Here is a 10,855-nt window from a genome sequence, read left to right as displayed (position 1 = left end):
CTAAGTATTGATTTTTAAATGAAAAGAGAGACTCGAGTTAACGAGTCTCCCCAATATTTGACATAGAGCCAAAAAAAGAGACCCTTACGGATCTCTAAATTTTAAAATTTTCAGTTGTTATGTACCTATAGCTTCATATCTCTTAAATTAAGCATTTAAACCTTTAGCACTTAGCTACTTCAAATGAGATACTTTGCTACCTTTCCCTTGCGGGATAAATCAAAACTCTTCATTGGAATCACCTTTTCTTAGTTACCAATTTGTTTTCTTCAGCTAGCTTAACTATAGTATAATGCATGAGTGCATTTTTGTCAATGTTTTCCTAAAAATTTTTTATCTTTTTTAAATTTATTTTTTTCTCGTCAATTTTTCCTTCATTGAGGGCATTGTTTAACTCAATAATTGTTTGATTTGCAGAGTTTAGAGAGCCAATCTTTATTATATAGTTCTTGGAATCTTCTCTACCCTTAATCATAATTTCTTCGTCCTTGGACTTGGAAATAGATTTCATATTTTCATAGGGGAAGTAATAGTTGCCAATTACTAGTCCCTTGTCGTAGGATCCTACAAGTGTTCCTAGCCTGTCTTTTCCATCTCTAAAGGATGATTTGCGAGAAATTTCGTATATATCTGTTTCTTTTTCTTCTTTTTTAGGGAATTTTCCATTTTGCATGTTGTATAGGAATAATAAAAATAGTCCTATTAAAAATATTGGGCTTGCCAAAGTATTTATTATTTCCACATTTCTTAGATATATTTGTTGCAAGAAATATATATTTACAAAAATTAAAAATCCTATGTAGACGATAATATTGATATAATAAGTCCTCTTTCTTATTTTTAAGCCGGGAAGCTTTAAGATTTTATTAAATTTTGTAGAGAAATCCACTGCAGTCATTATAAATAGGTAATTAATTATTGCCCAAAGTATGGAATACATTATACTTGCTTGTCCCAATTGTGACTTCATTCCTGATAAGTGAAAGCCAAAGGGTATTAGGATGGAAACAGCGAGAATTATATTTTGTAATTTTTTATTCAATTTTTGCTCCTTTCTCATTAAAATAATCCCTCTTGGGATTATTATTCATCATATTTATTTAAGCCATATTTTTCTATTACAGATATTATTTTTTCGGCATAGTTGGGGTCTGTTGCATAGCCGCCTTCTTGAATATACTTTGCTGCCTCCTTGTAGTCCTTGGCAGTTTTTACTTTTGCATACCTCTTTGCAGTGGAAAGAAGTTTGGCGTAGTGGTTAAAGGACTCACTCTTTGAAGAATACTTTTTAAAAGACTCCATGTACCTTCCACTTTGCCCTTCCACATATTCTTCTGTCTCAAAGACTATGCCGTCACCCTTTTTCACTGCCTTTATGCCAAAATAGTTGTTGTATTCTCGGGAAAGCTCAGACCTTCCCCAGTCGCTCTCAAGGATTGACTGTGCAATCATAACTGAAGGAAAGAGATCATTTCTCTTGGCAACTCTAACTGCCAGCTTGGCACTTTCTTCTATATAATTTTCTCTGTAATTTTCTTCTTCCAGGGCTTTTCTTTTTTCTGCCCTATTTATGAAAAAGCTCATTACAAAAACAATGGCAAGAAAGCTTAGGATGATTATGAGACAGCCGCAGCCAATTTTTTTAATTTTCATTTTTCACTTCTTCATAAAGTTTGCTTATTTTTTTATTTAAAATTGGGTGAAAATAATTTGGAATTAGTTCCTTTAAGGATTCCAAAACAAATTCACGGTCTGCAATATAGGGATGAGGCACTACTAATTCGTCAGTAAAGATAATTTCTCTATCGATAAATAAAATATCTAAGTCAATTGTCCTTTCGCCCCATTTTTCGTGTCTAACTCTACCTAAATCAAGTTCTATCTTTTGCAAAATGTGAAGTAGGTCAAGTGGATCTTCATAAGAAGATACTTTTACAACTGTGTTTAAAAAGTCGCCTTGGTCAGTTTTGCCCCAAGCCTTAGTCTCTATTATACTTGCCTTTTCTAGAATCTTTAAGCCTTCCTCTTCCATCATTTCAAGGGCGCTTTTTATATATCCTTCTCTATCGCCAAGGTTTGTGCCAATGCCTATATAATAATTTCTTCTCTTTTTCTTGCAGCTAACTGATGCTGTGTCCAGGGGCAAATTTATTGGTGCCCAAGGTTTTTTTATAGTGACTTCAACTGTCTGTGCTATTTCATAAGTGTCAAAAATAAATTTTGTAAGCTTGTAGGCAAGAGTCTCGATTAAGTCTTCAGTTTCATTGGCAAATAGGTCGTAAAGCTGGTGGGATAATTTTCCATAATCAATGGATTCATCCAAATTTTTTTCTATTGCACATTTTCTAAAGCTTAGTCCAATTTCTGCACTAATTAAAAATTTTTGTCCAAGTTTTTTTTCTTCTCCAAAAAGTCCATGATTTGCATAAACTTCAAGGTCTTTTATCTTGATAAAATCCATAATTCTCCCATCAATATATTATTTCGTGATTTTTCTTTTCGTAGGACCAATTGCATTCATCATAGGCAGGACACCTAAAGCAAGGTCTTGAAAGCTTGTCTGCCCTATAAAAAATATTAAAAAATTCGTCTTCTGCGGCATCCTTAGTCCTGTGATAAGAAATGCAGCTTAAAATTCTATTTTTTTCTTCAAGAGAAAAGTCTGTAACTTCTAAAATTTCCCTCGCTATTTCAACTGATCCTATGGCATGGTTTATGCCTTCCTTTATTTCTAGGACTCGTCCCAAATCGTGAAGGATGGCGGTGGCATAAATCATGTCCTTATCTACATCTACATCTTCTTCTAATTTTAATATATAGCAAATTCTAGCCACAGATATAAAATGCTCGTAATTGTGCCTGCAAAAAAATCTGTCTCTTTCAAGGTCTTCTAATTCATTTAAATAGTCCCTGTAAATTTTACTTAAAACTATTTTGTTTGTATTTTTCACTTGAATTCAATTAACCTAAAAGCTTCTTGCTTTTGCTTTTCGTCTGTTTCCAAAACTCCTCTGGCTACAGCTGTAACAGTCTTTGAGCCAGGTTTTTTAACTCCCCTCATGTTCATGCACATGTGCTCAGCTTCAATTACAACTAAAACTCCCTTTGGCTCAAGGTATTTCATCATGGCATCTGCAACTTCAATGCTAAGTCTCTCTTGAAGTTGTGGTTTTTTTGCATAAGTTTCTACAGTTCTTGCAAGTTTAGAAAGTCCTGCAACCTTTTGGTCTGGAATATAGGCGATGTGTGCCTTGCCATAAAAGGGAAGGAAGTGATGTTCGCACATTGAGTAAAAGTTTATATCCTTTACTACAACTATATTGTCTTCAGTGATTTCAAAAGTTTTTGAAAGATGTTCTTCAGCAGTTTTGCCAATTCCAGCAAAGACTTCTTCATACATCCTTGCAACTCTTGCTGGAGTTTCAACTAGACCTTCTCTAGTTTTGTCTTCTCCAATTGCTTCGATTATCATTTCTACAGCTTTTTCAATTTTTTCTTTATCCATTATAATCTCCTCATGGGTTCCTTTTATTTGTAAATTTATAAATTTTATTATAACACATTGGTCTTAACATTTACATTAAATACCCATAAATTAGCGATTGTAATAATTTAATCAAGTTAATACTATCATTAATTTACAATTTATTTATAATTTGATACAATATTTGCCGAGGTGTAAGATGAAGAAATTACTTCTATGCTTATCTGCTGCCCTAATCTTTCTCTCAACTCCCCTAAATGTAGTTGCTGTAGATAGTGCGGCAGTAGAAAATGCAAATGCAAATACAAATACAACAGCTCAAGAAGTTGATCCAAATACAATTAGAAATCAAAACTTTTTAGTGCCAACTAAAGAGGGTGTGCAAAAGGCAAACCAATATGAGGCAGACAAAATTAAAAAATTAGAAGAAGTTCCCTTAGAGGGACTTACTAAATCCTATCTCTTGGGAGATTATAAGTCTGGCGAAATTATAGACGGCTACAACTTAGATGAAGTTCGTGCAATGGCATCCACTTCAAAACTCGTTTCCATCTTTGTAGTCTTAGATAAAATTGAAGAGGGGAAAATTTCACTAAATGATGAGGTTGAAATTGACCACGAAGTGGCATCCCTAATGGGCTCTTCCTTTAAACTAAAGGAAGGGGACAAGGTAAGCGTCGAAAAACTAATTGAGGCATCAATGGTTGTCTCAGGTAACGATGCAATAACAGCCCTTGCAAAATATATTGGCGGCTCAACAGAAGGCTTTGTCAAGATGATGAATGACAAGTGCGAAGAACTTGGACTAAAAAATGCCCTCATGATAAACCCAACTGGACTTACAAATTATGAAATTATAGAATACAACAAGATGACTACCAGAGAAATGTTTAAGCTTGCAAGAGAACTTTTGAAGGTCCATCCTGAAATTTTAAAGTACACAAGTATTGAAAAAATAGAAGAGCCTGACAGAAATTTTATTGAGTACAACACAAACCCCGTCCTTGGCATTGTGCCTGAAGTGGACGGCCTAAAAACTGGCTACACAAATGCAGCAGGCAGGTGTGTAATCTTAACAGGCCTTGAAAAGGGCGAGGAAAACAAATCAAAGGACATGAGGTTAATTTGTATAACAACTGGTTCAAATTCTGATTTTGAAAGATTTGTGGCTTGCAAAAGATTAATCACAAGGGGCTTTGAAGGCTATGGCTATAATGCAGTAGGCGACACAAGTAAAGAAGTGAGGACCATTGAAGTCCTTAACTCTCAAGATGAAAACATACCAGTCTATCAAAAGGAAGTGGGATATGTTCTCTCAAAGTCTGACGAAAAATTAAGGGAAATTGTAAAAATTGACGAGTACTTAAAGGCTCCCCTAGAAGCAGGCACAAGCGTTGGAAAAATTTCTTTTTATAGAGATGACGACTTAATTTATGAAAGTGATTTAATAGTTAAGGACAAAGTCTATGAGAGAGGATTTCTCAACAAATTTAAAAGAGTCTTCGAAGAAATTTTTGTCAACATGGAAAAGGCAGCATAAATTTTAGTCTTTAATTTTAAACTTTCGATAAATTTCAAAAAATTAATAAAAAATAGAAGTGTCACAAATAATTGACACTTCTTAAAATTTTTTATACAATTATTTTATAGGTCTACGTAGCTCAGTAGGATAGAGCACACGCCTCCTAAGCGTGGGGCCGGAGGTTCGACTCCTCTCGTGGACGCCAATAATCACTTGCCAAGGGCAGGTGATTTTTTTACAAATTTTTTTATTTCACAAATTTTTTTATTTCATAAAATTTTTTATTTTGCGAAAATTTTTCTTTAATCCTTATAAAGCTCTATTACATTTATTACTGGAACTTCATAGGGATGGTTTTCTCTTATTATTTTCATTACTTCATCTAAATCTTTTTTTCTTATCCTAAACTCGACCTTATTTTCTAGGACATCTTCCACTTTTCCAAGACTACCTATGTAGGGATTTGCTCCTTCTATGGGTCTAAAGTGACCTGTGACAGGTGTTTCAGCATAGCAAAAGTCATAATTTTCTTCCTTTAAAAATCCGCCTTCATTTACTTTTTCCATTAATTTTTTTGTATTTTCTCTCGGTATAAATACTTCTATTTTTAAAAATTCCATGATAAACCTCCCCTCTCTATATACCCAAACTTATTAAAATTTGTTTAAAGCTATAACATCTGGTTATAAATTAATTAGGAGGGAAGATTATGATAAAACTTTTAATTAAAATCCTAGTTAGTGGAATAGCAGTACTTATAACTTCTGCCTTATCACCAGGCATTCAAACAGATGGATATTCAACTGCAATTATGGCAGGTATTGTAATAGGAATTTTAGACTGGGCTATTAATAAATTCACAGGCATTGACGCATCAGCTTTTGGCAGAGGCGCCGTTGGATTTGTTGTTGCCGCTATAATTTTATTCATTACAGGCAAAATTGTAGACGGATTTACAGTATCAGTTCTTGGTGCTATTATTGGTGCTCTTGTTCTTGGTATTGTGGATTCTTTTATGCCAGCTGGCAAAAAAACTTTATAATAAATTTTTGAGGCTCGAGTAAATCTCGAGTCTTTTTTGTGGATAAGTAAGGATTTTTTATGTTTTTTTGTTAAAATTTGAGTTTTTTTATAAAAAGTTATCCACATTTTTTTGTTTTTATCTACATTTGTTAGTAATTGCTTGCCTTTAGCTTCAAATTTTATATTAAATTCAAATCTATTTGCAAAAATTTTTTTAAATTATAAAAGAAAGACCTATTATTACTTGAAATTTAATCAAGCTAATAGGTCTTTAAAATTATTTTTTTCCTTTTTCGTCAATTCTTTTAACTGAAACAGTTTCTATAACTCCACCAGTTGCCATTTTTACTATTTGGAAGATGTAATTTCCATCTTCGACTATTACTCCTGCTTCTGCTTCTTCTGCATTCTTAATTAGAAGAGCTGTTACATAACCTCCAAGTGTAGTTGAATCTCCTGGTTCAATATCAAAGCTATACTTTTTGTTGAGAATCTTAATAGGCGTTGAGGCAGAAAATTCATTATTTTCATTTCCTGATACATCCATATTAACTCCAGTGAGTAAAAATTTTCTAGTAGCAAATAAAACTGCTATTGCAACAGTAGCTATAAGTAAGTCCAACATATTGTCTGAATATACTAACATCTTTCTTGAAATTACAAGTAATATTAAGTGAATGATGTTTGTATCAGTATGTGCAATCATCAAGACTACAAATTCTATTGCTATTACTAGTAACAGTACATGGGAAAGGAAATTTTGAAATATTTTGTAGGAAAGTGTGGCATCGCTTGTAAGTATTTTAAAATAATATTTCAAAATATCTGGCACTGATATAACAACTCCAGCTATTAACATAATAGACACAACTATTTCAAATATATTTACTAGTCTTAAAAGTGTAACTAGATACCTATTTCTGTTCATTATACCTCCATAGTCTTAGCTAGTTCTTTTTTCATTTTCTCCAAAACTTTCTTTTCTATCCTAGAAACTGTCATTTGTGAAATGTTAAGTTCCTTTGCAATGACAACTTGTGTCTTTTTATTAAAATATCTGTCAATTAAAACAGTTTTTTCAACTTCGTCTAAATTTTCCATGGCTCTTTTGAAAAAGTCATTTGATTCAATTTTGTCGAAATATTTTTCTTCTACTCCAATTAGATCAGATAGGTTAACTTCACTTTCGTCTCCTGAATCATAAGTTATGTCAAGAGACTGTGGAGTGTAGACCTTTGATGCTTCCATAGCCTCCATAATCTCTTCTGGAGTTGAATTTAAAAATTCTGCAATCTCATCAATAGTTGGAGTCTTTTGATATTTTTGAGATAGGGTTACAGTTGCATTTGCAATTTTTTTAGAAAGTTCTTGGATTCTTCTTGGAACTCTAATAGTCCATCCATTGTCCCTAAAATATTTTTTAATTTCTCCAATAATAGTTGGCGTGGCAAAAGAAGAAAACTCGAAACCCTTGTCTGGGTCATATCTCTGTATAGCATAGATTAAACCAATAGATGCAACCTGATAAATATCGTCGTAATCTATCCCCCTACCTGTATATTTTTTAGATAGGATTTCTGCAATATAGAGGTGCTCTTCTATTAAAATATCTCTTATTTCTTGGTCTTCAGTTTCGTGATATTCTTTGAAAAGTTCCTTTCTCTCTTCTTTTGTAAGCCTTCTATCTAAATTGTTGTATTCCTTTAAATTCATAACAAATCCTTACAATTTTTTTGATAAAATAAATGTATTTTCATTAAAATAACATTCGTCTACAAGAGAGTCTATAATCGTTTTTGCGAGGAATAATTTCTCACATGATTCTAGTTTTTCTTCTTCAATTTCACTTACACAAATTTTTATATTTTTTTCATCTTCTATTTCAAATACCAAGTCAATATGATCTTCTTCATTTAAATTATGTGCAATATTTAAACTTTCTGTAACTGCCATTTTTAAGTCTTCAATCTCTTCAATATTTCTATTTAAAAGATTTAAGATTCCTGATAGCATAAGCCTTACTGTAGAAAAATATTTTGCATCATTTGGTATTTGATATTTAAGCCTATCCATACTACCCCCTGATTTCAAACATATCTTCAAGTTTAGTTATCTTAAAGAGCTTTAGTATTGAATTGTTTAGATTTTCAATTACAATTTTATGACCGTCTTTTTCTATTTCCTTTAAGATGAAAATAAGTGAACCAAGACCTGTTGAGTCAAGATATTCCAAGTCAATGCAGTCAAATAAAATATCTTTTTTGTCTTTTTCATAAATCTTTAAAGATTTTTCTTTAAATTTTTTTGTATTATATACATCAAGTTCTCCCTTGGGATATAAAACTAAAAATTCATCAGTATTTTTTGACTCTAATTTAAATTCCATAAAGCCTCCTAATCTCCAATATAGTTGGCAACAGCTACAACTTTAGCATCTGTCAAGTTCATAAGTTTAACCCCAGAAGTATTTCTTCCTTGAATTGAAATGTCCTCTGTCAAAATTCTAATAATAATTCCAGAATCTGCAATTATCATTACATCGTCTTCCTTTTCCACTACTGCAGCAGCAGCTACATCTCCAGTCTTCTTAGTAATTTTATAAGTTAGAAGTCCCTTGCCGCCTCTGTTTTGTGGTCTGTATTTAGCTATTTCAGTTAATTTTCCAAAACCATTTTCTGATATTACGAGAAGATACTTATCTTCGCAAAGTAAATCAGATGAAACTACAATGTCATCTTCAGCCAAATCAATTGACTTAACTCCCATAGAATTTCTGCCAGATTTTCTAACTTGTTCTTCATTAAATCTTATGGCAAGACCTTTTTTAGTTACAAGGATTACATCTTCCTCATCCTTAGTTAAATGAACATCAATTAACTTGTCGCCTTCATTTAATTTTATGGCAATTATTCCAGATTTTCTAATATTTTTATATTCCTTAAAAGGAGTTCTCTTAATAAGTCCCTTTTCTGTAACCATTAAGAAATTCATGTCAGGGTCATATTCTTCCACTGGAATTATTGAAGTAACTCTTTCACCTTCTTGAAGATCAAGTAGATTAATAATTGCAGTTCCCCTTGAAGTTCTTGAATCTTCTGGAATTTCATAAGCCTTTAACTTAAAGACATTTCCTAAAGATGTGAAGAATAAAATCATATCGTGAGTTGATGTGACAAAAAGTTCTTTGACAAAATCTTCGTCTCTCATATTTCCAGAGGAGACTCCTCTGCCGCCTCTCTTTTGTGGCTTATAAGTTCCCTCACTCATTCTCTTGATGTAACCAAATTGAGTAAGAGTTATTACAACATCCTCTCTCTTAATAATATCTTCCATCTCAATATCAGTTCTGTCGTGAGAAATTACAGTTCTTCTAAGATCACCATACTTTGTTTTTATTTCAAGAAGTTCTTCTTTTATGACATTCATAAGTACATCGTTATTTTCCAAAACTTCCTTAAACCATTTTATGTCTGCCTTTAGCTTTTCATATTCAGCTTCAAGTCTTTCTCTTTCAAGTCCTGTAAGTCTTCTGATTCTCATATCCAAAATAGCTTGAGACTGTGCATCAGATAATTTAAATTCTTGGTAGAACTTTTCCTTTGCTTCATTGTCATCCTTTGATGACCTTACAATTTTTATAATTCTGTCAATATTATCAAGGGCTATAAAAAGTCCTTCAACTATGTGAGCTCTCTTTTCAGCCTTATCTAAGTCGAACTTTGTCCTTCTAGTTACAACTTCAACTTGGTGGTCCACATAATATCTTATGATTTCCTTTAAATTTAAAACTTCTGGTCTTCCATTTACTAGGGCAAGATTTATAATTCCAAAAGTTGTTTGCATTTGTGTATTTTTATAGAGCTTATTTAAAACAACTTCTGCATTGGCATCTCTTTTTAGTTCAACAATTATGTTGATGCCCTTTCTATTTGAAGCATCTGTTATATTTGAAATTCCGTCAATTACTTTATTTTTTGCAAGTTCAGCAATTTTCATAATTAGAGCAGATTTATTTACTTGATAAGGAAGTTCTGTAATTACAATTTTTTCACGATTATTTTTAAAACTCTTTACTTCTGCAATTGCCCTTACAGTTATTTTTCCTCTGCCTGTTTCGTAGGCTTCCTTTATTCCTTCAGTTCCCATAATTTGAGCACCTGTAGGAAAATCTGGTCCCTTAATTATTTCATTTAATTCAGCAATAGAAATATTGTCGTTTTCAATATAGGCTATAATCCCATCAATGGATTCATTCATGTTGTGGGGAGCCATATTTGTAGCCATACCTACGGCTATACCAGAGGAACCATTTACCAAAAGATTTGGAAATCTAGATGGAAGTATTGTTGGTTCATTTTCGTTTTCGTCAAAGTTTGGAACAAAATCAACTGTGTCCTTGTTTATATCTCTTAGCATTTCTTCTGCAAGCTTAGTCATTCTTACTTCTGTATAACGCATAGCTGCAGCGCCATCGCCATCAATATTACCAAAGTTTCCTTGTCCATCAACTAGTGGATATCTTGTGTTAAAATCTTGTGCAAGTCTTACTGTTGCTTCATAAATAGATGAGTCACCATGAGGGTGATACTTACCCATTACATCCCCAACAAGTCTTGCTGACTTTCTGTAAGGTCCACCTGATGCAAGGTTAAGTCCTTGCATGCCGTATAAAATTCTTCTGTGAACTGGTTTTAGTCCATCGCGTACATCAGGAAGTGCTCTTGCAACTATTACAGACATTGAATAATCGAGATAAGAGGACCTCATCTTTTTATTAATATCTACATCAAGTATTCCTGATTCTATAAATTTATTTTCAGTCATCT

13 protein-coding genes and 1 tRNA gene are annotated in these 10,855 nt (G+C 32.6%); 3 read left to right on the top strand and 11 right to left on the bottom strand.

Features of this window, described 5'->3' with window-relative positions; translation table 11 throughout:
* Positions 1–322 precede the first annotated feature (322 nt).
* From WMO19_RS07385 to folE, 5 genes are read right to left on the bottom strand one after another with little or no spacing between them, the layout of a single operon-like run.
* Positions 323–1,042: a hypothetical protein gene (locus WMO19_RS07385; RefSeq protein ID WP_349171088.1), complete on the bottom strand. Its 720-nt coding sequence runs from the start codon at positions 1,040–1,042 to the stop codon at positions 323–325.
* 41 nt (positions 1,043–1,083) lie between these two features.
* On the bottom strand, positions 1,084–1,653 hold the full coding sequence (locus WMO19_RS07380; RefSeq protein ID WP_349171086.1) for a glycoside hydrolase family 73 protein: 570 nt from the start codon (positions 1,651–1,653) through the stop codon (positions 1,084–1,086).
* The gene (gene folK, locus WMO19_RS07375; RefSeq protein ID WP_349171085.1) at positions 1,643–2,461 is read right to left on the bottom strand and encodes a 2-amino-4-hydroxy-6-hydroxymethyldihydropteridine diphosphokinase; all 819 of its coding nucleotides are present in this window, start codon (positions 2,459–2,461) and stop codon (positions 1,643–1,645) included. The genes WMO19_RS07380 and folK overlap by 11 nt, the downstream gene beginning before the upstream one ends.
* 10 nt (positions 2,462–2,471) lie before the next feature.
* On the bottom strand, positions 2,472–2,951 hold the full coding sequence (locus WMO19_RS07370) for an HD domain-containing protein (protein WP_349171083.1): 480 nt from the start codon (positions 2,949–2,951) through the stop codon (positions 2,472–2,474).
* A complete protein-coding gene (gene folE, locus WMO19_RS07365) occupies positions 2,948–3,505 on the bottom strand; it encodes a GTP cyclohydrolase I FolE (RefSeq protein WP_019125349.1) in 558 nt (185 codons plus the stop codon). The genes WMO19_RS07370 and folE overlap by 4 nt, the downstream gene beginning before the upstream one ends.
* Before the next feature lie 178 nt (positions 3,506–3,683).
* Here folE and WMO19_RS07360 point away from each other — a divergent pair, with 178 nt between their 5' ends.
* Positions 3,684–5,024, top strand: a complete 1,341-nt coding sequence (locus tag WMO19_RS07360) for a D-alanyl-D-alanine carboxypeptidase family protein (protein WP_349171082.1) — start codon at positions 3,684–3,686, stop codon at positions 5,022–5,024.
* Positions 5,025–5,134: 110 nt separating this feature from the next.
* Positions 5,135–5,211 (top strand) — tRNA-Arg (locus tag WMO19_RS07355).
* 97 nt (positions 5,212–5,308) lie between these two features.
* Here WMO19_RS07355 and cutA read toward each other — a convergent pair.
* Positions 5,309–5,626 (bottom strand): divalent cation tolerance protein CutA, encoded by a 318-nt coding sequence (cutA, locus tag WMO19_RS07350; protein WP_288167260.1) that lies wholly within the window; start codon positions 5,624–5,626, stop codon positions 5,309–5,311.
* Between the two features lie 89 nt (positions 5,627–5,715).
* On the opposite strand from cutA, the gene WMO19_RS07345 reads away from it, so the two are divergent.
* Entirely contained in the window at positions 5,716–6,048 is a 333-nt protein-coding gene (locus WMO19_RS07345; RefSeq protein WP_349171080.1) for a phage holin family protein, read from the top strand.
* Positions 6,049–6,306: 258 nt separating this feature from the next.
* Here WMO19_RS07345 and WMO19_RS07340 read toward each other — a convergent pair whose 3' ends face one another.
* From WMO19_RS07340 to gyrA, 5 genes are read right to left on the bottom strand one after another with little or no spacing between them, the layout of a single operon-like run.
* Positions 6,307–6,957, bottom strand: a complete 651-nt coding sequence (locus WMO19_RS07340; protein ID WP_349171078.1) for a transporter associated domain-containing protein — start codon at positions 6,955–6,957, stop codon at positions 6,307–6,309.
* Positions 6,957–7,742, bottom strand: coding sequence for a SigB/SigF/SigG family RNA polymerase sigma factor (locus WMO19_RS07335; protein WP_349171077.1), 786 nt, complete (start codon positions 7,740–7,742; stop codon positions 6,957–6,959). Before WMO19_RS07335 ends, WMO19_RS07340 begins: the two co-directional genes overlap by 1 nt.
* A 9-nt stretch (positions 7,743–7,751) precedes the next feature.
* On the bottom strand, positions 7,752–8,102 hold the full coding sequence (locus WMO19_RS07330) for an anti-sigma B factor (RefSeq protein WP_019125343.1): 351 nt from the start codon (positions 8,100–8,102) through the stop codon (positions 7,752–7,754).
* Position 8,103: 1 nt separating this feature from the next.
* Positions 8,104–8,415, bottom strand: a complete 312-nt coding sequence (locus WMO19_RS07325; RefSeq protein ID WP_349171076.1) for an STAS domain-containing protein — start codon at positions 8,413–8,415, stop codon at positions 8,104–8,106.
* Between the two features lie 8 nt (positions 8,416–8,423).
* On the bottom strand, positions 8,424–10,853 hold the full coding sequence (gene gyrA / locus WMO19_RS07320) for a DNA gyrase subunit A (protein ID WP_349171074.1): 2,430 nt from the start codon (positions 10,851–10,853) through the stop codon (positions 8,424–8,426).
* Positions 10,854–10,855: the final 2 nt, after the last annotated feature.

Origin of the sequence: Peptoniphilus hominis (ex Hitch et al. 2025), from assembly GCF_040096015.1 — a bacterium.
Lineage (GTDB): Bacteria > Bacillota > Clostridia > Tissierellales > Peptoniphilaceae > Peptoniphilus_A > Peptoniphilus_A hominis.
The sequence above is the reverse complement of the archived record's forward strand: the minus strand, read 5'-3'. Positions and strand labels throughout refer to the sequence as shown.

Excerpts from the sequence above, each read along its gene's own strand:
- WMO19_RS07330 (WP_019125343.1), bottom strand. The coding sequence starts at position 8,102 with ATGGATAGGCTTAAATATCAAATACCAAATGATGCAAAATATTTTTCT.
- folK (WP_349171085.1), bottom strand. The coding sequence starts at position 2,461 with ATGGATTTTATCAAGATAAAAGACCTTGAAGTTTATGCAAATCATGGA.
- folE (WP_019125349.1), bottom strand. The coding sequence starts at position 3,505 with ATGGATAAAGAAAAAATTGAAAAAGCTGTAGAAATGATAATCGAAGCA.
- WMO19_RS07335 (WP_349171077.1), bottom strand. The coding sequence starts at position 7,742 with ATGAATTTAAAGGAATACAACAATTTAGATAGAAGGCTTACAAAAGAA.
- WMO19_RS07360 (WP_349171082.1), top strand. The coding sequence starts at position 3,684 with ATGAAGAAATTACTTCTATGCTTATCTGCTGCCCTAATCTTTCTCTCA.
- WMO19_RS07340 (WP_349171078.1), bottom strand. The coding sequence starts at position 6,957 with ATGAACAGAAATAGGTATCTAGTTACACTTTTAAGACTAGTAAATATA.
- gyrA (WP_349171074.1), bottom strand. The coding sequence starts at position 10,853 with ATGACTGAAAATAAATTTATAGAATCAGGAATACTTGATGTAGATATT.
- cutA (WP_288167260.1), bottom strand. The coding sequence starts at position 5,626 with ATGGAATTTTTAAAAATAGAAGTATTTATACCGAGAGAAAATACAAAA.
- WMO19_RS07345 (WP_349171080.1), top strand. The coding sequence starts at position 5,716 with ATGATAAAACTTTTAATTAAAATCCTAGTTAGTGGAATAGCAGTACTT.
- WMO19_RS07380 (WP_349171086.1), bottom strand. The coding sequence starts at position 1,653 with ATGAAAATTAAAAAAATTGGCTGCGGCTGTCTCATAATCATCCTAAGC.
- WMO19_RS07325 (WP_349171076.1), bottom strand. The coding sequence starts at position 8,415 with ATGGAATTTAAATTAGAGTCAAAAAATACTGATGAATTTTTAGTTTTA.